Annotated in this window: 17 protein-coding genes and 6 tRNA genes; 1 reads left to right on the forward strand and 22 read right to left on the reverse strand. The window is 42.5% G+C overall.

Annotated elements, in window-relative coordinates:
* Nucleotides 1–144 precede the first annotated feature (144 nt).
* The 13 genes from JOC28_RS08290 to pbp1b form a co-directional block, all read right to left on the reverse strand.
* Nucleotides 145–1,332: an acetate kinase gene (locus tag JOC28_RS08290; protein ID WP_205010231.1), complete on the reverse strand. Its 1,188-nt coding sequence runs from the start codon at nucleotides 1,330–1,332 to the stop codon at nucleotides 145–147.
* Nucleotides 1,333–1,383: 51 nt separating this feature from the next.
* Nucleotides 1,384–2,343, reverse strand: coding sequence for a class I SAM-dependent methyltransferase (locus tag JOC28_RS08295; protein WP_205010232.1), 960 nt, complete (start codon nucleotides 2,341–2,343; stop codon nucleotides 1,384–1,386).
* Between the two features lie 69 nt (nucleotides 2,344–2,412).
* A complete protein-coding gene (gene comGG, locus JOC28_RS08300) occupies nucleotides 2,413–2,796 on the reverse strand; it encodes a competence type IV pilus minor pilin ComGG (protein WP_205010233.1) in 384 nt (127 codons plus the stop codon).
* The gene (comGF, locus tag JOC28_RS08305) at nucleotides 2,774–3,214 is read right to left on the reverse strand and encodes a competence type IV pilus minor pilin ComGF (RefSeq protein WP_205010234.1); all 441 of its coding nucleotides are present in this window, start codon (nucleotides 3,212–3,214) and stop codon (nucleotides 2,774–2,776) included. The genes comGG and comGF overlap by 23 nt, the downstream gene beginning before the upstream one ends.
* Entirely contained in the window at nucleotides 3,198–3,491 is a 294-nt protein-coding gene (gene comGE / locus JOC28_RS08310; RefSeq protein WP_205010235.1) for a competence type IV pilus minor pilin ComGE, read from the reverse strand. The genes comGF and comGE overlap by 17 nt, the downstream gene beginning before the upstream one ends.
* Nucleotides 3,463–3,894 (reverse strand): competence type IV pilus minor pilin ComGD, encoded by a 432-nt coding sequence (gene comGD, locus JOC28_RS10750; protein ID WP_239548932.1) that lies wholly within the window; start codon nucleotides 3,892–3,894, stop codon nucleotides 3,463–3,465. The genes comGE and comGD overlap by 29 nt, the downstream gene beginning before the upstream one ends.
* The gene (comGC, locus tag JOC28_RS08315; protein ID WP_205010236.1) at nucleotides 3,851–4,180 is read right to left on the reverse strand and encodes a competence type IV pilus major pilin ComGC; all 330 of its coding nucleotides are present in this window, start codon (nucleotides 4,178–4,180) and stop codon (nucleotides 3,851–3,853) included. The genes comGD and comGC overlap by 44 nt, the downstream gene beginning before the upstream one ends.
* Complete coding sequence (gene comGB / locus JOC28_RS08320; protein WP_239548933.1) at nucleotides 4,177–5,265, reverse strand: competence type IV pilus assembly protein ComGB; 1,089 nt, start codon at nucleotides 5,263–5,265, stop codon at nucleotides 4,177–4,179. The genes comGC and comGB overlap by 4 nt, the downstream gene beginning before the upstream one ends.
* Entirely contained in the window at nucleotides 5,147–6,091 is a 945-nt protein-coding gene (comGA, locus tag JOC28_RS08325) for a competence type IV pilus ATPase ComGA (RefSeq protein ID WP_205010237.1), read from the reverse strand. The genes comGB and comGA overlap by 119 nt, the downstream gene beginning before the upstream one ends.
* Nucleotides 6,092–6,207: 116 nt before the next feature.
* Entirely contained in the window at nucleotides 6,208–6,570 is a 363-nt protein-coding gene (locus JOC28_RS08330; RefSeq protein ID WP_205010246.1) for a DUF1033 family protein, read from the reverse strand.
* 155 nt (nucleotides 6,571–6,725) lie between these two features.
* Nucleotides 6,726–10,370, reverse strand: coding sequence for a DNA-directed RNA polymerase subunit beta' (rpoC, locus tag JOC28_RS08335; RefSeq protein ID WP_205010238.1), 3,645 nt, complete (start codon nucleotides 10,368–10,370; stop codon nucleotides 6,726–6,728).
* 162 nt (nucleotides 10,371–10,532) lie between these two features.
* On the reverse strand, nucleotides 10,533–14,105 hold the full coding sequence (gene rpoB, locus JOC28_RS08340; protein ID WP_205010239.1) for a DNA-directed RNA polymerase subunit beta: 3,573 nt from the start codon (nucleotides 14,103–14,105) through the stop codon (nucleotides 10,533–10,535).
* Between the two features lie 260 nt (nucleotides 14,106–14,365).
* Nucleotides 14,366–16,663, reverse strand: coding sequence for a penicillin-binding protein PBP1B (gene pbp1b / locus JOC28_RS08345; RefSeq protein WP_205010240.1), 2,298 nt, complete (start codon nucleotides 16,661–16,663; stop codon nucleotides 14,366–14,368).
* A 108-nt stretch (nucleotides 16,664–16,771) separates the two neighbouring features.
* On the opposite strand from pbp1b, the gene tyrS reads away from it, so the two are divergent.
* The gene (tyrS, locus tag JOC28_RS08350; RefSeq protein WP_205010241.1) at nucleotides 16,772–18,028 is read left to right on the forward strand and encodes a tyrosine--tRNA ligase; all 1,257 of its coding nucleotides are present in this window, start codon (nucleotides 16,772–16,774) and stop codon (nucleotides 18,026–18,028) included.
* Between the two features lie 42 nt (nucleotides 18,029–18,070).
* On the opposite strand, the gene JOC28_RS08355 is transcribed toward tyrS, so the two are convergent.
* From JOC28_RS08355 to JOC28_RS08395, 9 genes are all read right to left on the reverse strand, one after another.
* A complete protein-coding gene (locus JOC28_RS08355) occupies nucleotides 18,071–18,898 on the reverse strand; it encodes a metal ABC transporter permease (protein ID WP_205010242.1) in 828 nt (275 codons plus the stop codon).
* Complete coding sequence (locus tag JOC28_RS08360) at nucleotides 18,898–19,599, reverse strand: metal ABC transporter ATP-binding protein (protein WP_205010243.1); 702 nt, start codon at nucleotides 19,597–19,599, stop codon at nucleotides 18,898–18,900. The genes JOC28_RS08355 and JOC28_RS08360 overlap by 1 nt, the downstream gene beginning before the upstream one ends.
* Nucleotides 19,599–20,042 carry a zinc-dependent MarR family transcriptional regulator gene (locus JOC28_RS08365; protein ID WP_205010244.1) on the reverse strand — a complete coding sequence of 148 codons (444 nt, stop codon included), beginning with the start codon at nucleotides 20,040–20,042 and terminating at the stop codon, nucleotides 19,599–19,601. Before JOC28_RS08365 ends, JOC28_RS08360 begins: the two co-directional genes overlap by 1 nt.
* A gap of 69 nt (nucleotides 20,043–20,111) precedes the next feature.
* Nucleotides 20,112–20,195 (reverse strand) — tRNA-Leu (locus JOC28_RS08370).
* Between the two features lie 11 nt (nucleotides 20,196–20,206).
* A tRNA-Gln gene (locus JOC28_RS08375) sits at nucleotides 20,207–20,278 on the reverse strand.
* Between the two features lie 5 nt (nucleotides 20,279–20,283).
* Nucleotides 20,284–20,356: transfer RNA gene (locus JOC28_RS08380), tRNA-His, on the reverse strand.
* Nucleotides 20,357–20,370: 14 nt separating this feature from the next.
* A tRNA-Trp gene (locus tag JOC28_RS08385) sits at nucleotides 20,371–20,441 on the reverse strand.
* Between the two features lie 5 nt (nucleotides 20,442–20,446).
* Nucleotides 20,447–20,527: transfer RNA gene (locus JOC28_RS08390), tRNA-Tyr, on the reverse strand.
* 8 nt (nucleotides 20,528–20,535) lie between these two features.
* Nucleotides 20,536–20,608, reverse strand: a tRNA-Phe gene (locus tag JOC28_RS08395).
* Between the last annotated feature and the right edge of the window lie 21 nt (nucleotides 20,609–20,629).

Here is a 20,629-nt window from a genome sequence, read left to right on the forward strand (position 1 = left end):
CCAGTAATAAAAATAAGACAATAACCACGTAACGGCTACTGTCTTGATATTATTTTTGGGCTTAAAGCATTGATATACTTGACAAATGGTAGAAAGAAAGAGGACTAGGAGTTTTTTCCCAGCCTCTTAAAAATAGTATTTTGCTTATTTAAGGCGTTCAACGTCACGCGCGATAACCAACTCTTCGTCTGTTGGGATTACCAAGACTTTAACTTTAGAGTCAGCTGTTGTGATGTCTCCTGTGTAACCAAAGACATTTTTCTCTGGATCGATTTCCATACCGAACCATGACAAGCCTGCAACAACATCACGGCGAAGAGCGACAGCATTTTCACCGATACCAGCTGTGAAGACAAGGGCATCTGCACCGTTAAGAACTGCGAAGTATTGACCGATATATTTTTGAACGCGGTCGATAAACATCTTGTAAGCAACGATAGCATTTTCATCGCCATTCTCAACACCAGCAAGGATGTCACGCATATCACTTGAAATAGCTGATACACCAGCAAGACCTGATTGTTTGTTAAGAACGTTGATAACAGCCGCAGCATCATTCAATTCTGGATCGTGTTCGATAAGGTAAGGAATGATAGCTGGGTCAATATCACCAGAACGTGTTCCCATCATAGGACCAGCAAGTGGTGTGAAGCCCATTGAGGTATCTTTTGATTCACCGTGGTAATTAGCTGTGATTGAAACACCGTTACCGATGTGAGCTGTGATCACTTTGATTTGATCAAGTGGTTTGCCCAACAATTTAGCTGCTTCACCAGCAACGTATTGGTGGCTTGTTCCGTGAGCACCGTATTTACGAACTTGGTGCTCTGTGTAGTACTTACGTGGAATTGGATACAAGTAAGTATAGTCGTTCATAGTTGTGTGGAAGGCTGTATCAAAAACAGCAACACTTGTGATGTCTGGAAGCAATTCTTTGAAAGCACGGATACCAGCTGCATTGGCTGGGTTGTGAAGTGGTGCAAGAGCAGACAATTCTTCAATCTGTGCCAAGACATCACCTTCGATAAGAACTGATTCTTTGAAGATTTCCCCACCAGCAACGACACGGTGACCAACACCTGTGATCTCATCGTAGGCAGCAATGATTTCAAAACGAATCAAGTCATCAAGAAGAATCTTAACTGCTTGAACGTGGTCTTCAATATCGAGAACTTGCTCTTCTTTACGGCCATCAAACTTAACCGTTGAGACAGAATCTTTCAAACCAATACGTTCGATCAATCCTGCAGCAAGAACTTCTTCTTCTGGCATTTTGTAAAGTTGCCATTTTAGGCTGGAACTACCAGCGTTGATTGCAATTGTTTTTGACATAAGTACACCTCTCTGCAAACGTTTTCTGTAACATACACTATTATAACAAAATTAGTTACAATTTGTAGCATTATTCTTCCAATTTTTGAAATTTTCCATAAACTCTAGAAGAACATCGCGATTTTGTAGGTCTGACAGAGGGTAGACAAAGGTTTCTGAACTCTGCTCTGCTTGTTTTTTCAAGACAAAGATAGACTTAGCATTAGCTTTATTGCCAAAAAGACTTTCTGGAAGAGTGATAACTGCTAGGATATCAGCATAGCCCTGCAACCAGTTTTTCAAAAGTGGACTCTGTGGACTGGTCAAAAGATTGGTCGGAGCTAGCAAGATAGCAAAGCCATCTTTCTTCAAATACTTGAGAGACTGCTCCATCAAGAGATGGTGGGCATAGGTATGCTCATCAGTAGCAGCCACTCGATAACGTTTGGCAATCTCATCGTTTGGATAGTAACCGACAGGCAGGTCACTAATGATAACATCACTCTCTTTGAGAATCTGTGGTCGAACCGCATCCTCCTGAACAAAGTGAATAGGTGATTCCATGATTTCAGCGATAGAAGCTGACAGGTCAATCAAAAGGTCATCCACTTCGATTCCCATATAATCTAGCTCTTTAGAGCTATTGTTAAGTAAAGTCTCAGCTAGATTTCCTGTCCCACTACCGATTTCAAGGACATCAAGCTGGTCACTGTCTGTCAAATTCTCCATCAAAAAGAGTAGGATAAAACCGATAGCATCAGGTGTGAACTGGTGATTGGCTTGGAGACCTTCTGTCTGTGCCGCCTTGATAAAGATAAATTGGAAGGTTCTACGCCACTCTTCCTTGGTCAGATGAAGCTCTGCCAATTTAGCATTATTGGCTTGGATCGTTTCTGGTGCTCCTTGGGCACCCAGATAGAAGCTATTTTGTTCGATAAGAGCGTCATAGATATTGGTCTTGATCTCATTCTCAATCAATTGGATATTCTCTAAAATCAGCTCATAGGCTGTTTCGATATGTTCAAAATTCATGATTTCCTCCGCACCCTATCATATCAAAAAATGACTGCTTTTGAAAGTTTGGAGGCAGAAAGGAAGCGTCTAGGAAGCCTTGTCATCCTGCTTGATCTTTTGATTAGCTTCTGTTGGTTTTTCTTGGGGCAATGGCTGAGCTTCCTTGCTTGTTTGTGGCAGGTGAAATTGATAGGTCCTATCCTTGAGCTTTACAGTTAGCGCCAGCTGCGCTCCCTCTTTTTGATAGTGGACACTGCCGTCTTCCAAGATCAAGTCGCCTTCTGTCTGCTCTGCCATTTGACCAACCATAAGTGCTGAAACATAAGCTTTTTGACTAAGTAACTGCTCCTGAGCCAGCTTACTTTGGCTGGTCACTCGGGCAATGTAAAACTGCAAAAGGAGAGTGAAAACTGCAGCCATCAAAATGCTGTAAAAAAGGACACCTGCCCTAAGTCGGATTCTCAAAAGCATAAATAAAGGTCCTTTCTAGACCATTTTTAAAGGTCAGCCTAATCTGAATACGCTTGGCATCACCTGTGATACTGGTCTTAGACAGCCCAAACAGCATAGGCTGGTAGCCCCTGCCATCTGCATTCGTTTTGCGGAAATCATCTGCCTTGCTCTGACCAAAAGCCAACTCCTGATTGCCCTTACGCACATAGAGTCTATTGTCAACCAGACGGTCAAACTCAGTCTCTGACAATTCCAAGCTCAACTGTTGCCCAAAGAGAATCCAATCTTCAGCCTCCTGTTGTTTGACATGTCTCATATCTACTACCAAAAGCTGCGTCATAGCTTGATAGACTTGAACAGCACCAGCTATCAAGAGCAAGGAGACCAGACACTCCATAAGCGTAAAAGCAGCCACTTGCTTACTTCTTTGAAACATGTAATACTTCCTTACCTTTATTGAAAATAGCCCAGCTATCAGACTGTTTGACAACTGTCACCTCATAACCGTTAAGAGTCAGCTTATCCTGACCCGTCTGCAGTGCCATTCTTGCGACTAGTAAGACCTCCCTATCCTGATTATAGCTGGCTAGGTCCTGCTTAGTCTTATCAATAGCCGATAAAACTAGACTCACAATAAAGGTCAGCAGCGCCAGAGCTGTCAAACTTTCTAATAGGATATAGGCTCTAATCTTCCGTCTTACGATACTTACCACTCCCTAGATTCAATTGATAATGGACCTTTCTGTCCGATAACTGAAAATCTACCTTAGCTAGAGAAGAATTGCCTCCTTCTTTCGAAAAAACCAACTTAATTGGCTTAGCAATAGTAACACCCTTTGGTAGCTCGATTGTCTGTAAGTCACTCTTAATAGCATCCTCAGTTAGACTGAGACTAACTTCTCTCTGTCCAGCAATACTCAGCTGCTGATTTTCTCGGTAGAGATGTTCAAAATGTAGTAGAAATAAATTCTCCTCTACTTGACGAAAACTGGTCCTAACCGAACCAGTCAATATGAGTAGCAAAAAGGACACAGTAGATAGCGTTAGGAGACTCTCTAGCAAAGTAAAGGCCCTAGTTGGCAACTTGTGCAGTCTCACCGCTCTTATTCTTCGCATAATAATCCTGATAAGCTTTCTGTTGTTTAGCAGTAATTTGATCAGCTGATACCAGTTTAGACAGGGTTGCCTCATCATCATGATTTAACTCATAAACCTCTGCCTGGCTCTCCACTACCTTGACAACGGCAGCATTTCCCTTATCTTGAATCGCCTCTTTTTGCTTACTGAGATTTGGAATAAACAGAAGCATCAGCACACTAATGATCAGCAAGACCACTAACATCTCTGCAAGAGTGAAACCTTTCACTGTAGCTTTTTTCAATTTCAATAACCATTTTGTCATGATAAAACCTCCATACTTTGGTACATGGGCAAGAGCATTGCCGCATAAATGAGTACAATCATTACAGCAACCAATAAAAATACCAGTGGCTGAATCAACTGTGTTGCCTGTGTCATCCGAGTGAAGAACTTTTCCCAAGTCTCTTCTGCATAAATTTCTAACTCACTACCTAGTTTTGACTTCACCTCCCCATACTCTATCATCAAACTAAGTTCCCTTAAGAAAAAGGGATAATCCAAAACCTTCTCATGAAAGGTCCTGCCTGCTAGGAGGCCTTCTTCCATATCCCTACCGATTGCCTGAAAAAGCTTGGACTTTTGTTCCTGCATCAACCGCACGATAGCAACAAGTTCAACACCCTGTCCCATTAAATTTCCCCATTCACGCGCATAGTAAGCCGTCAAATAGAGGCGCACGAGATGACCAAGAAAGGGTAATTTAGCCAAACGGCTGTAAAGTAGGATAGGCGATAGGTGCCTAGCTATAAGAGTTAGAAGAAGGATTGAAATCAATAGCAGAGCAGTTCCAGCAAGAAAAATCATAGGAAAATGATTGATAATCAGACTAGCCGCATTCCCCTTCCCATCAAGCTGAGGAAGGAGATAATTTTTCAAGCCCAGCATGATTAAGACCAGAAAGGTCAATAGACAGAAAGGATAGGTTGTCACTTCTATGACCTTCTTCCTAACGAGAGTGAGGTGGGCTAGGTAACTTTCTATCTTTTGGAGACTCTGGTGCGTATTGCCATGCACATCTGCTAGGGATAGCTGGGTCACAACAGAATCCGAAAAACCAAGCTGAGACATCATCTCAGGCAGACCTTGTCCATTTAAGAGGACCTGTCTCATCCGTTGCGTATAGCTGTCTTCCAGCAGCTGGCTTCGTTCTAGAAAGGTCAATATCTCAGTCAGATTAAAACCTGAAGTCATCAGATTATTGAAGAGCTGGATGACTTTCTTCTGCCGCTTAATCGCTAATTTTTTCGCTCTGTGCTTGTTCCCAAGTGAGATGTCCTTCTGCAAAAAGGCAATTAATCTTGCGATTCCATTCTTTGGCGGAATGGTCTTGGAATTGATTTTGGACAAAGTCGATCACACCTCCTCCCCCAACCAGACGCTGATAGGCAACCCCGCACAAGCTATTTTCCAACTCCTTCTCGCTGATACCTAGTTCCAATAGCCGAGCGTAGACCCCGGGGATACTCTTGGCATGAATCGTTGAAAAAACAGTTGCACCAGTCAGGCTAGCCCTGATGACCGCATGGGCAGTCTTAGCATCACGAATCTCACCGATAATGAGCACATCTGGGCGATGACGCAGAGACAACTTGATCAAGCTATCATAGGTCATATCAATACTTTCATTGAGCTGCAGCTGCAACATGTGATCCTGCTTAATCTCAACAGGGTCCTCAATGGTGATAATCTGCTTATCTGCATAGCGCTGCTTAACCAACTCGTACATAAGGGTGGTCTTACCGCTACCAACAGGCCCTGAAAAGAGATAGAGACCTCTCTCATTGACCGCCGATAAAAGCTTCTTAAATTCTTCCTCAAACCAGAACTTTAGCTCATGCTTTCCAGAATAGAGCAGACGGATAACTAGGCTCTCATAGCCACGATAGTCACCCACCGTCGACAACCTCAAAGAAACCTCTTCTCCATCAGCATAGCTATAATCACAGGAGCCTAACTGGCTACGCCGCTTTTCACCCACATTCATTCCTGCAACGAACTTAAAGTGACTAATAAGACTAGCCAGGCGATCAAACTCAAAAACATCCCCAAATCTCCTTTCATCCCCAACACGCATGTAAAGCTCATAACTTCCCTCCTTGGGAATCAGATAGATATCCTGAGCATTTACCTCAACAGCTTTACCAATAATTTGCTTTGCCAAGTCTTGAACCATAGGACCTCCTCACCTAAACTATTCGTTTTCCATGACCTTCATAGCCATATTTTTTGAAAAATAGCAGAGCATACAAAAAATCCCGAAACAAAATTGTTTCAGGATTTCAGTTTATCTTATTTTGCCAGCGAACAAGCTGAGTGTTTGCCTTCATCATTACGACGATTATAGCCAGGACGTCTCCATTCACTTGGAATCTCCTGCCAATCCGTCAAGAGTACAATAGAATGGTACTGCTGTAAATCCTCATCACATTCTTCACACCAGCGCTGCTCATCTTCCGTCCAAAAAGCACTCATGATTGAACTCTTACTGTCGAAGCTAGGATAATCCGCATGTAGTTTCTCCCATAGCTTCTTATAATATTTTAAGGCATCATAATAATTTTCAAATTCCTTAACTGAGGTAATATCGTCCTTCCAGCCTTCCAAGAACCACCAAGGTTCGAAATCCCCATACATTGTTACTACTTGGTACATACGCATCCTAACTCCCTATCTAGACCTTCATTATATAAGATTTTACAGGAATTTTGAAAACATTTGCTCGAAACATCAAATAATTTTCTTACTTAATAATCATTATTATTTACTCTAGCAAAAAAGAGCTGGATTGCTCCAACTCTTTTAGCTTATTATTCTGCTTCAGTTGAGATGACTTCTTCAGCCACTTCAGCAGTTGCTTCTTCGATAACTTCCACTTCATTGACAGCTTGTGGTTCAATGTTGCGGTAGCGAGCCATTCCAGTACCAGCTGGGATGATCTTACCGATGATAACATTTTCTTTAAGACCAAGAAGGTGGTCTTTCTTACCACGGATAGCAGCATCTGTAAGAACACGAGTTGTTTCTTGGAATGATGCAGCTGACAAGAATGAATTTGTTTCAAGGGAAGCTTTTGTAATCCCCATAAGGACTGGACGTGATGTCGCAGGAACGCCACCAGAGATAACGATTTCTTTGTTAGCGTCTGTGAAATCAGAGATATCCATAAGTGTACCTGGAAGAAGATCTGTATCACCTGGATCCATGACACGAACTTTGCGAAGCATTTGGCGAACCATAACCTCAACGTGTTTGTCCCCGATTTCTACCCCTTGGCTACGGTAAACTTTTTGAACTTCTGAAAGAAGGTAAGTTTCAACTGAAAGGGTATCACGAACTTCAAGGAGACGTTTAGGTTGGATTGACCCTTCAGTAAGGGCAGCACCACGGTGAACTTCGTCACCAACTTCAACTTTCATACGTGCTGTAAATGGTACCACGTATTCACCCATACCAGTCTTACCTTGAACGAAGACTTTCTTAGTACGTGTTGAAGCGTCTTCTTCAATCTCGATAACAGTACCTTTGACCTCAGTGATAACAGCTTCCCCTTTAGGGTTACGTGCTTCAAAGATCTCTTGGATACGAGGAAGACCCTGAGTGATATCGGTATTTGAGGCAACCCCACCCGTGTGGAAGGTACGCATTGTAAGCTGTGTACCAGGTTCCCCGATAGATTGGGCAGCGATTGTACCAACTGCTTCACCAACTTCAACAGCATCACCTGTTGCCAAGTTAATACCATAACAGTGACGGCAGACACCGTGACGAGTGTTACATGTGAAGACTGAACGGATAGTTACTTCTTCAACACCAGCTTTAACGATTTCAGCAGCCTTATCTTCAGTGATCAACTTGTTAGGACCGATGATTGTTTCACCAGTTTCTGGGTGTTTAACTGATTTCTTAGTGTAACGACCTTGAAGACGTTCTTCAAGTGTTTCTGTAACCTCTTTACCATCTGTGATAGCTGAGATAAGAAGACCACGGTCTGTTCCACAGTCATCTTCACGGATGATAACATCTTGGGCAACGTCAACCAAACGACGAGTAAGGTAACCTGAGTCGGCTGTCTTAAGGGCCGTATCGGTCATACCTTTACGCGCACCGTGGGTTGAGAAGAACATTTCCAAAACGCTAAGACCTTCACGGAAGTTTGACAAGATAGGCAATTCCATGATACGTCCGTTAGGAGCGGCCATCAAACCACGCATACCGGCAAGTTGAGAGAAGTTAGAGATGTTACCACGAGCTCCTGAGTCCATCATCATAACGATTGGGTTCTTAGGATCTTGTGTTTCAATCAGACGTTTTTCAAGGGCTTCTTTAGCTTCACGCCATGTTGTTGTAACAGCGATATAACGGTCATCATCTGTCATCAAACCGCGACGGAAGGCCTTGTTGATTTCTTCAACACGGTGGTGAGCTGCATCAATGATCTCAGCCTTGTTGTCAATAACTGGGATATCGGCAACCCCCACAGTCAAACCTGCAAGTGTTGAGTGGTAGTAACCAAGGTCTTTCAAACGGTCAAGGAAAGCAGATGTTTCTGTTGTACGAAGACGTTTGAAAGTCTCAGCGATGATGTTTCCAAGATTTTTCTTCTTGAATGGAACGTTGATTTCAAGTGATTCGATCACTGGTTTGATATCAGTACCTGGTTCCAAGAAGTATTTATCTGGTGTACCTTCTGTCAAGTTAGCATTTGTTGGCTCTTGAAGGTATGGAAGATCAGCTGGGATAACATCATTGAAGAGGATTTTACCAACAGTCGTGATCATCACTTTGTGACGTTGGTTATCTTTCCAAGGTTTATTTGGCATGCTGTCAACAGCGATACCAACACGTGAGTGCAAGTGAACATAACCATTACGGTAAGCCATAACAGCTTCGTCACGGTCTTTAAAGACCATACCTTCACCCTCACGACCAGCATCTTCCATTGTAAGGTAGTAGTTACCAAGAACCATATCCTGAGATGGGGTTACGACTGGTTTACCATCTTTAGGGTTAAGGATGTGCTCTGCGGCAAGCATAAGAAGACGTGCTTCTGCTTGTGCTTCTTCTGACAATGGAACGTGGATGGCCATTTGGTCACCATCGAAGTCGGCATTGTAGGCCTCACATACAAGTGGGTGAAGGCGGAGCGCTTTACCATCGATAAGAACTGGTTCGAAGGCTTGGATACCCAAACGGTGAAGGGTAGGTGCGCGGTTAAGAAGAACTGGGTGTTCTTTGATGACTTCTTCAAGGATATCCCAGATACGGTCATCGCCACGTTCGATAAGACGTTTTGCAGCCTTAACGTTCTGCACGATGTCACGTGCAACGATTTCACGCATCACAAATGGTTTGAAGAGCTCGATAGCCATTTCACGTGGCACACCACATTGGTACATTTTAAGTGTTGGACCAACGGCGATAACGGAACGACCTGAGAAGTCAACACGTTTACCAAGCAAGTTTTGACGGAAACGACCTTGTTTACCTTTAAGCATGTGGCTCAAAGATTTAAGTGGACGGCTACCTGGTCCAGTAATTGGACGACCACGACGACCATTATCGATAAGGGCATCAACGGCTTCTTGCAACATACGTTTTTCATTTTGCACGATGATTCCTGGAGCATTAAGTTCCAAAAGGCGTGCCAAACGGTTGTTACGGTTGATAACACGACGGTAGAGGTCGTTCAAGTCTGAGGCAGCAAAACGGCCACCGTCCAATTGAACCATAGGACGAAGGTCTGGTGGAAGAACTGGCAAGATGTTAAGAACCATCCATTCTGGCTTATTACCAGATTTATAGAAGGCATCAAGAACATCCAAACGACGAACAGCTTTAACACGTTTTTGACCTGATGCTGTACGCAATTCTTCTTTCAATTCTGCGATTTCTGCTTCCAAATCAACACGTTTAAGAAGATCTTGGATAGCTTCCGCACCCATTTTAGCCACAAATGAACCGTGTCCGTACTCTTGAAGTTTTTCACGGTATTCACGTTCAGTCAAGAGTGACTTAGGCTCAAGTGGTGTATCCATAGGATCGATAACCACATAGGCTGCGAAGTAGATAACTTCCTCAAGAGCACGAGGACTCATATCAAGTGTAAGACCCATACGTGATGGAATCCCTTTGAAGTACCAGATGTGTGATACTGGAGCTTTCAACTCGATGTGTCCCATACGCTCACGACGTACTTTAGCACGAGTTACTTCAACACCACAGCGGTCACAAACGATACCTTTATAACGGATACGTTTATATTTACCACACGCACATTCCCAGTCTTTTGTAGGACCAAAGATAACTTCGTCAAAGAGTCCTTCACGTTCTGGTTTCAACGTACGGTAGTTGATTGTTTCAGGTTTTTTAACTTCACCGTAAGACCATGAGCGGACTTTACTAGGTGAGGCTAATGTGATTTGCATACTTTTAAAACGATTTACGTCAACCACTAGTTTTACCTTTCTGTTTTCTTTTGACAATAGCAGAGGCTACTCTCAAGAGTTTTATGCTTTAGCTAGGCTCTCAAGTGCCAATCGAAGGCACTTTTTTTCTGACCTGACTAAATTATGTTGAGTGAGATACATGATATCGATAGATTGTCTATCTCACGCTTATTTTTCTTCTGTTACGTTAGTGCTTGCAAGTTCTGCAGCTTCCTTAGCTTGTTTTTCACGTGCCTTTTCAAGATCATCAACGTGCATGACGTCATCATCTTCACCTTCATCAAGATCACGAAGTTCTACTTCATTGTCATCTTCGTCAAGGACACGCATATCAAGACCAAGTGATTGCAATTCTTTAACAAGAACTCGGAATGATTCTGGCACGCCAGGTTTTGGAATTGGTTTACCTTTAGTGATTGCTTCATAGGCTTTAAGACGTCCAGTCACATCATCTGACTTGTAAGTCAAGATTTCTTGAAGAACGTTTGATGCACCATAAGCTTCAAGGGCCCAAACCTCCATCTCACCGAAACGTTGTCCACCAAACTGAGCTTTACCTCCGAGTGGTTGTTGTGTAACAAGTGAGTAAGGTCCAACTGAACGAGCGTGAAGTTTATCATCAACCATGTGGTGAAGTTTGATCATGTACATGACACCAACTGACACACGGTTATCGAATAGCTCACCTGTACGTCCATCGTAAAGGACAGTCTTGGCATCTGAATCCATACCAGCTTCACGAACAGTATCCCAAAGATCTTCTGAAGAAGCTCCATCGAAGACTGGTGTCGCAATGTGGATACCCAAGTTACGAGCAGCCATACCCAAGTGAAGTTCCATAACCTGACCGATGTTCATACGTGATGGCACCCCAAGAGGGTTCAACATGATATCAACTGGAGTTCCGTCTGGAAGGTAAGGCATGTCTTCAACAGGAACGATACGAGAAACAACCCCTTTGTTTCCGTGACGACCGGCCATCTTATCTCCGACCTTGATCTTACGTTTTTGAGCGATGTAGACGCGAACAAGCATGTTAACACCTGATTGCAATTCATCACCGTTAGCACGTGTAAAGATCTTAACATCGCGAACGATACCATCTCCACCGTGAGGAACACGAAGTGATGTATCACGAACTTCACGTGATTTATCACCGAAGATAGCGTGCAAGAGACGTTCTTCAGCTGAAAGGTCTTTTTCACCCTTAGGTGTTACTTTACCAACAAGGATGTCGCCTTCTTTAACCTCAGCACCGATACGGATAATACCCATTTCGTCAAGGTCTTTGAGGGCTTCTTCACCAACGTTTGGAATTTCACGAGTAATTTCTTCAGGCCCAAGCTTTGTATCACGTGTTTCTGATTCAAATTCTTCCAAGTGAACTGATGTATAAACATCTTCTTTCACAAGACGTTCAGACATGATAACGGCATCCTCGAAGTTGTAACCTTCCCATGTCATGTAGGCAACGATAGGGTTTTGACCAAGGGCCATTTCCCCATTTTCCATAGATGGTCCATCAGCGATGAAGTCACCTTTTTCAATGATATCGCCAACCTTAACGAGTGTACGTTGGTTGTAAGCTGTACCTGAGTTTGAACGACGGAACTTAGTTACTTGGTAAACATCAAGTGAACCATCTTCACGACGAACCTCTACCTTGTCAGCATCTGAGTAAACAACCTTACCATCGTGTTTAGCAATAACAGCGGCACCTGAATCGTGGGCTGCTTGATATTCCATACCAGTACCAACGTAAGGTGCTTTTGGATCGATCAATGGCACAGCCTGACGTTGCATGTTGGCACCCATGAGGGCACGGTTAGAGTCATCGTTTTCCAAGAAAGGAATACATGCTGTCGCTACCGCAACTACCTGTTTTGGAGAAACGTCAACATAGTCAACGATACTTGCAGGGAACTCTTGGTTGTTACCTTGGTGACGACCCATAACGATTTCTTCTGCAAAAGTACCATCTTCATTAAGTTTTGAGTTAGCCTGTGCAACTGTGAATTCATCTTCTTCATCGGCTGTCAACCATTGAATTTCATTGGTAACAACACCAGTAGCACGGTCAACTTTACGATATGGTGTTTGGATGAAACCATATTTGTTCAAGTGACCGAATGATGACAAGTTGTTGATCAAACCGATGTTTGGTCCCTCAGGCGTTTCAATCGGACACATACGACCATAGTGAGTGTAGTGCACGTCACGCACTTCATATCCAGCACGGTCACGTGTCAAACCACCAGGTCCCAAGGCAGACAAACGACGTTTGTGTGACAACTCAGAAAGCGGGTTGTGTTGGTCCATGAACTGTGACAACTGTGATGAACCAAAGAATTCTTTGATTGCAGCTGTAACAGGGCGGATATTGATGATTTGTTGTGGTGTCAAGACTTCATTGTCTTGTACTGACATACGCTCACGAACGTTACGTTCCATACGAGCAAGACCAATACGGAATTGGTTAGCAAGCAATTCACCAACGGCACGAATACGACGGTTACCCAAGTGGTCGATATCGTCTACTTTTCCAAGACCTTCAGCAAGGTTAAGGAAGTAGCTCATCTCAGCCAAGATATCCGCAGTTGTCAATGCACGAACCTTATCATCAGGATTTGCATTACCAACGATTGTTACAACGCGATCTGGATCCGTTGGAGCAACAATCTTGAATTTTTGAAGGATAACAGGTTCAGTAATGACAGCAAAATCATTTGGTGTGTAAACGAACTTGTTAAGGTCACCGTCAAGGTGCTCTGCGATTGAATCAATCACATCACGTGTCATAACAGTGCCTGCTTCAACAAGGATTTCACCTGTTTCAGCATCGATCAAGTTTTCAGCAATTGTTTGGTTAAGAAGACGTGTCTTAACATTCAATTTTTTGTTAACTTTGTAACGACCTACGGCTGCCAAGTCATAGCGACGTGCATCGAAGAAACGAGCAAGCAAGAGGCTACGTGATGAGTCAGCAGTCTTAGGTTCACCTGGACGAAGACGTTCGTAAATTTCTTTAAGCGCTTCGTCTGTACGTGAATCTGATGGGTTTTTGTGGATATCTTTTTCGATAGTGTTACGAACAAGATCGCTATCACCAAAGATATCAACGATTTCATCGTCACCTGAGAAACCAAGAGCACGAACCAAGGTTGTGAATGGAATCTTACGTGTACGGTCGATACGAGTGTAGGCGATGTCTTTTGCATCTGTTTCAAGCTCAAGCCATGCACCACGGTTAGGAATTACAGTTGAACCGTAACCAACTTTACCGTTTTTATCAACCTTATCATTGAAATAAACACCTGGTGAACGCACCAACTGAGAAACGATAATACGCTCTGCACCGTTGATGATAAAGGTACCCATTTCAGTCATGTAAGGAAGATCACCGAAGAAGACCTCTTGTGTTTTGATTTCACCAGTTTCCTTGTTAACCAAACGGAAGGTTACAAAAAGTGGAACTGAATAGTGAGCATCGTGTGCACGCGCTTCTTCAAGTGTGTATTTAGGTTCTTTCAACTCATAACCAACAAACTCAAGCTCCATAGTATCTGTGAAGTTTGAGATAGGAAGTACATCTTCAAAGACTTCCTTAAGACTTGAATCCAAGAAATCTTGGAATGAGTCTGTTTGAATTTCAATCAAATTTGGTAAATCAAGAACTTCTTTGATTCTTGAAAAGCTACGACGTGTACGGTGTTTTCCGTACTGAACTTCATGTCCTGCCAAGTTTTCGCTCCTTTTCTTATTAGGACTTACTCTTTCAAGCAAGTAGTATCAATCATTTGACCTTTATGTGTATTTTTAGAAAGTTTAAATATGTGTTACAACTGCTATTTTTTCCAAAAATAGGCACAAAAAGAGCAGCTAAACCCGACTGATAAAAGCTTGATTTAACTGCTGTTAGTTCTAGTTGGACAATATTTCAACTAAAACAGACGACAAATAGTTGAATATATTATACCTTATTTTACGTATTTTTGCAAGTTTTACTTACCACTTAGAATCTTTTGCCAAGCGTCTTGATAGTCACTATCAGAGCCTCCGATAGCAAACTTGTAAACTGTGTTTCCAGCACCATTTTTAGCCCAATAGCTGGTCGTTGTCGTACCCGAAACAGAAACGTTGCTACCGTTGATAGAAACGGTTGCTGGTTTTAGACCTGTTGACACAAGCACATCTGACTTGATAACACTTGAATCAAGAGTGAACTTGTCTGAAGTCCCAATAACTTCTGGCGCTGCTTGGTAAATCATATTGACCAGATTAGCGATATACTTGTTGTTATTGGTTCCTGAACTTGTGGACATAGCTGAGCTATCATCGTGACCTGCCCATGAGCCAAGGGTCACATTTGGTGTTGAAACAACCAACCATGAATCCACATAATTGTTTGACGTACCTGTTTTACCGACCCAGTCTGCATTACCAAGAGTCGAGTTCAAACCAGTCAATACAGATTTAAAGCTGGTTGTCGTACCTGACTTGATAACACCGCGTAGCAATTCTTCCATGATACTTGCTGTCGCTGCTGAATAGACACGAACTGGGTTAGCTTCATGTTGGTAGATAACTGTTCCATCACTATCAACAATACTATCAACCATGTAGCCCTCGTTGTAGACACCACCGTTAGCCAAGGTCTGATAAGCATTAGTTTGTTGGAAAACAGATACATCGATACCACCACCCAGTGGAAGACTCTCAATATTATAATTATCAATCAAGTAACCCATCTTAGACATGTAAGATTCAACATCAACACCTTCGCTTAACAATTTCTGATAAGTCCAGTAGGCTGGAATATTCCATGATGAATTGAGGGCCTCTTGCAAGGTTATCATAGCCGTACCCTCACTCGTATCATGCATGATTTTTTCACCACTTGAGAAGGTAGTTGGGTAGTTTGACAAGATTGAAGCTGACCCCATAAGTCCTTGGTCAATCGCTACACTATAAGCTAGAATCGGCTTAATTGAAGATCCAGGTGAACGGTAAGAATTGAAGGCGTGGTTATTCTGATTTTCATTGTAATCTCGACCACCGACAAAACCTAGGATAGCACCAGTTGAATTGTCCATCAGAACATTCCCCATCTGTACTTCACCAGTTGAATCATCCAACAAGGAACCATAGGTTGCCGCTGCAGTCTGCATGGCATTATAGACAGTACTATTAATTGTTGTTTTAACCGTATAACCACCTGTTTTCAGTGCTTCTTCAGCCAAGTCTTGATAAGCCTGTTTCGTTTCATCATTTTTAAGATCCTGATCAGAAACACCGTCTCGTTTAATCAAGTAATCATACATGAGATCTTTAGCCTCATCAAAAACGCTGTAGTAGAGATAGTCATGCGATGTCGTCTCAGCCACACCAGAACTCAAGAAATCCTGCGTAATATCATAGGCCTTGTAGTTCTCATACTCCTCTTTACTGATGTAACCTGAGCGGTACATATTATAAAGAACGTCTTTTTGACGACTAACCCCATAAGAAAGGTCATCAGCGTCCTTAAGACTACCATCTGAATTATAAGGGGAATAAACGATTGGACTCTGCGGAAGCCCCGCGATAAAGGCAGCTTGAGGAATGGTCAAATCTTTAGCAGATACCCCAAAAATACCTTGCGCAGCTTCTTCAACACCAGCAATATTTTGCCCCTTGTTATTGCGACCAAAAGGCGAGACATTGAGATAGGCTGTCAAAATCTCATCCTTACTCATGTAACGCTCCAAGGCCAAAGCATAGATAATTTCCTTGGCCTTACGCTTGAAGGTTGGATCATCACCCAAAATTTGCTGCTTCAGCAACTGCTGTGTCAGAGTCGAACCACCACTAGTCTCCCCCACACCACCAACAGATGTTAGCAGAGCACGAAAGACAGCCTTAGGCACAACCCCATCATGACTTTCAAAGTTCTCATCCTCAGTCGAGATGATAGCATTTTTGATATTTTGAGAAATAGCAGAGCTTTCTACCGGTGTCCTCAGAAGATCAGTATCCACATCAGAAATCAAGGAACCATCAGCATAAGTCATCTGAGATACCAAGGTCACTGAACTTACCTGTTTGACCAAGGTCTCCTTACTTGGAACCTTAACACTATCAATCTGGCTAGCCAGGTAACCTAAACCGAGACCAGCTCCCAACATCATAACTAAAATAATAACGACATAAATAAAATCGGATAAAAGCTTGAGTGTTCTCATAAAAATACTGAGAAAATCTAAACCACCCAAAGCCTGAGAATCTTTATTCTTATTCTTTTTCTTTCTAAATTTAAACATAAAAATACCTCAAGAAACATTATACCAAACTTTGATAAAGCTTGCACTCGTAGAGCCATTTTTGATATAATAGCCTGTAAACTATGAAAAAATTAAAGGAGAAAGCTCGTGAATATTTTCGAAGAACTTAAAGAACGTGGCTTGGTCTTTCAAACGACCGACGAAGAAGCATTAGTAAAAGCATTAACAGAAGGGCAAGTATCCTATTACACAGGTTATGATCCAACCGCAGATAGCCTTCACTTGGGCCACTTGGTTGCTATCTTGACATCTCGCCGCCTTCAGTTGGCTGGGCACAAACCTTATGCCCTTGTAGGTGGTGCAACTGGTCTTATCGGTGACCCATCATTTAAAGATGCTGAGCGCAGCCTTCAAACTAAAGACACTGTTGATGGTTGGGTTTCTAAAATCCAAGGTCAGCTCTCTCGCTTCCTTGACTTTGAAAATGGTGACAACAAGGCAGAAATGGTCAACAACTACGATTGGTTTGGTTCTGTCAGCTTTATTGACTTCCTTCGTGATGTCGGTAAATACTTTACCGTTAACTACATGATGAGTAAAGATTCTGTTAAAAAACGTATTGAAACAGGTATCTCATACACAGAATTCGCCTACCAAATCATGCAAGGTTACGATTTCTACGAGCTCAACGACAAACACAATGTAACCCTTCAAATCGGTGGTTCTGACCAATGGGGAAATATGACCGCTGGTACTGAATTGCTCCGCCGTAAAGCAGATAAGACTGGTCACGTGATGACTGTACCACTTATCACTGATTCAACTGGTAAAAAATTCGGTAAATCAGAAGGCAATGCCGTTTGGTTGGATGCTGACAAAACATCACCATATGAAATGTACCAATTCTGGCTCAATGTGATGGACGATGATGCTGTTCGATTCCTCAAAATCTTCACTTTCCTTTCACTAGAAGAAATCGCTGAAATCGAAAAAGAATTTGACCAAGCACGTCACGAACGCCTAGCTCAGAAAGTACTTGCTCGCGAGGTTGTTACACTAGTTCACGGTGAAGAAGCTTACCAACAAGCCCTCAACATCACAGAACAACTCTTTGCAGGAAACATTAAAAACCTTTCTGCCAAAGAACTTAAACAAGGGCTCAGCAACGTTCCAAACTATGCCGTCCAAGCAGATGATAACCTTAACATCGTTGAGATCCTAGTCACAGCTAAAATCTCACCATCAAAACGCCAAGCACGTGAAGATGTCCAAAACGGTGCTATCTACATCAACGGCGAGCGTATTCAAGACCTTGACTACACACTTTCAGACAGCGACAAAATCGATAACGAATTAACAGTTATCCGTCGTGGTAAGAAAAAATACTCAGTCTTGACTTACTAAGAAGAAACATTAAAACACTCGACAGCCATCGAGTGTTTTTTCTTATCTCAATTTCTTAGCCACTAAACCATAAAGGCTGACCACAAGAAAAATACTAATAAAAATTATCGTAATCGTCGCACTAGCTGGCGTCTCCCAATAGTAGGACAAATAAACTCCTGACAACATCCCAATAAAGCCAATACCAATCGCATAAGCAATAACCGCTTTAAAACTATTTCCAATTCTCATAGCAATACTTGCCGGAAGAACCATAATAGTTGAGACTAAGAGCGCTCCCGCTGCTGGAATCATCAGTGAAATAGCTACACCAGTTACAATATTGAAGGCAAGAGACATCCATTTGACAGGTAAACCGTCAACCAAAGCCGTATCTTCATCAAAAGTCAGAATATACATAGGTCTAATAAACAAAAGTGTCAATATAAGTACGATCACCGCAATGACAAATAGAGCATTTACTTGACTCGAATTGATGGTAATAATAGAACCAAAAAGGTACTGATCCAGGCTGACACTAGAGGCGTTAGAAGACTTGCTCGTTATAATCAAGGAAGTCGCAAGCCCCAGCGACATTAGAATCGCAGTCGAAATTTCCATGTAGTGCTTGTAAACCGTCCTCAAATACTCTAGAAGAACTGCCGCAATAACAACAATAATAATTGTTGACCAAGTCGTTGACATTCCCAATAAAAGACCAAAGGCAACCCCTGCCAAGGAGATGTGACTCAGAGTATCACTCATCAAACTTTGTCTTCTCAAAATCAAGAAGATCCCTAGAATAGGAGCAAAGACACTCATTGCTATAATAGCCAAGACAGCACGCTGCATAAAGTCATAGGACAGCATATCAAAGATAGAATAAAGCATTAGTCAGCAACCTCCGCATCCTTATCATGTACATTAAAGCAACGCCAAGGTAGGCTCTGATTACGTACCAAGTGAATATTACGATCCGCATAGTCTTTCACCTCATCAGGATCATGTGTAATCATCAGCACAGCCTTACCATGTTTATGAGCACTGTGGTGCATCAACTCATAGAAAGTCTCCGTTGTTCCAGCATCCATACCTGTCGTCGGCTCATCCAAGACAAAAACATCAGGATCAGAAGCAAACATTCGAGCAATAACCGCTCTTTGCTTTTGACCACCAGAAAGACTACCAATACGCTTATGACGATTCTCCCACATACCAACAGCCTCTAAACTCGTTTTAACATGCTCCTCGTCATGCTTATCAAGACGACGGAACCAGCCTTTTCTAGGATAACGACCCGAACGGACAAATTCCAAAACAGTTGATGGAAAACCCGCATTAAAACTAGCAATTTGTTGAGGTAAATAAGATAAGCGCAATTTCTTACCTGCAACATTTTTATCAGCAATAAGAACAGAACCATTCTTAGGTTGTAAAATTCCAAGAGTAGCCTTGATGAGAGTAGACTTAGCAGCCCCATTCTCTCCGGTCAAAGTAACAAATTCACCACTATCAACATGATAGGAAATAGCCTCAAGAACAGGCTCTGCATCATATTGAAAAGACAAATTATCAACAGTAATATATCTCATTAGCCTTTAAAAAGCTCCTTCCTTAATTGTTCCAAAAATCGTCCAATAACTTCCTTCTCAGAAGTATCATAAGAGGACAAAATACTATCATAGACACCCAGAGTCAATTCATGATGTCTAAAATGCTCTTGAGCAATAGGCAGAGCATCTTCAGTCAAAGAGAAATAAGTCACACGACCATCCTTGCTATCCTTCATAGACTTTAAAAACCCCTTACTAACAAGCGACTTAACAGCCTTAGTTACCGCAGCCTGACTTATATTAAGAGACTTAGCCAAATCACTATTAGTCAAAGGCTTCTCAATTAAAAGCATTAAAATATGCTCCTGAGTATTAGTCAGAGTCACACCACTTTCACAATGACCAATTAAAAACTCATTACTATGTTCAGAAGCCAAAATGACTTCTGCCAAAAAATGATCAATTTTCAAAGATAAATCCATAACACATTCCTTAACCAGTTAACTATAAAAATAAAGAAAAACTGTTAGATCAACTAACAGCTATAGATATACCGGCGGCCGGGGTCGAACCGGCACGTCCTTGCGGACACTGGATTTTGAGTCCAGCGCGTCTGCCAATTCCGCCACGCCGGCAAATATCTAAACTGGGGTAGCTGGATTCGAACCAACGCATGAGGGAGTCAAAGTCCCTTGCCTTACCGCTTGGCTATACCCCAAAGTAGGCGAGTGAGGGGAATCGAACCCCCGAATGTCAGAGCCACAATCTGATGTGTTAACCACTTCACCACACCCGCCATATTTAGTTTAACACGGGCAGTAGGAATTGAACCCACACTGAAGGTTTTGGAGACCTTAGTTCTACCTTTAAACTATGCCCGTTATTATGGAAAGAGAGGGATTCGAACCCCCGAACCCGAAGGAGCGGATTTACAGTCCGCCGCGTTTAGCCTCTTCGCTATCTTTCCTAAAATAATGGCGCGAGACGGAATCGAACCGCCGACACATGGAGCTTCAATCCATTGCTCTACCAACTGAGCTACCGAGCCAAAATCTATTGCGGGAGCAGG

Origin of the sequence: Streptococcus loxodontisalivarius (assembly GCF_016908645.1) — a bacterium.
Classification (GTDB): Bacteria; Bacillota; Bacilli; order Lactobacillales; family Streptococcaceae; genus Streptococcus; species Streptococcus loxodontisalivarius.

Coding starts and splice junctions, on each gene's coding strand:
- JOC28_RS08290 (WP_205010231.1), bottom strand. CDS start 1,332: ATGTCAAAAACAATTGCAATCAACGCTGGTAGTTCCAGCCTAAAATGG.
- JOC28_RS08295 (WP_205010232.1), bottom strand. CDS start 2,343: ATGAATTTTGAACATATCGAAACAGCCTATGAGCTGATTTTAGAGAAT.
- comGG (WP_205010233.1), bottom strand. CDS start 2,796: ATGCTTTTGAGAATCCGACTTAGGGCAGGTGTCCTTTTTTACAGCATT.
- comGF (WP_205010234.1), bottom strand. CDS start 3,214: ATGTTTCAAAGAAGTAAGCAAGTGGCTGCTTTTACGCTTATGGAGTGT.
- comGD (WP_239548932.1), bottom strand. CDS start 3,894: ATGCGAAGAATAAGAGCGGTGAGACTGCACAAGTTGCCAACTAGGGCC.
- comGC (WP_205010236.1), bottom strand. CDS start 4,180: ATGACAAAATGGTTATTGAAATTGAAAAAAGCTACAGTGAAAGGTTTC.
- comGA (WP_205010237.1), bottom strand. CDS start 6,091: ATGGTTCAAGACTTGGCAAAGCAAATTATTGGTAAAGCTGTTGAGGTA.
- JOC28_RS08330 (WP_205010246.1), bottom strand. CDS start 6,570: ATGTACCAAGTAGTAACAATGTATGGGGATTTCGAACCTTGGTGGTTC.
- pbp1b (WP_205010240.1), bottom strand. CDS start 16,663: ATGTTTAAATTTAGAAAGAAAAAGAATAAGAATAAAGATTCTCAGGCT.
- JOC28_RS08355 (WP_205010242.1), bottom strand. CDS start 18,898: ATGCTTTATTCTATCTTTGATATGCTGTCCTATGACTTTATGCAGCGT.
- JOC28_RS08360 (WP_205010243.1), bottom strand. CDS start 19,599: ATGAGATATATTACTGTTGATAATTTGTCTTTTCAATATGATGCAGAG.
- JOC28_RS08365 (WP_205010244.1), bottom strand. CDS start 20,042: ATGGATTTATCTTTGAAAATTGATCATTTTTTGGCAGAAGTCATTTTG.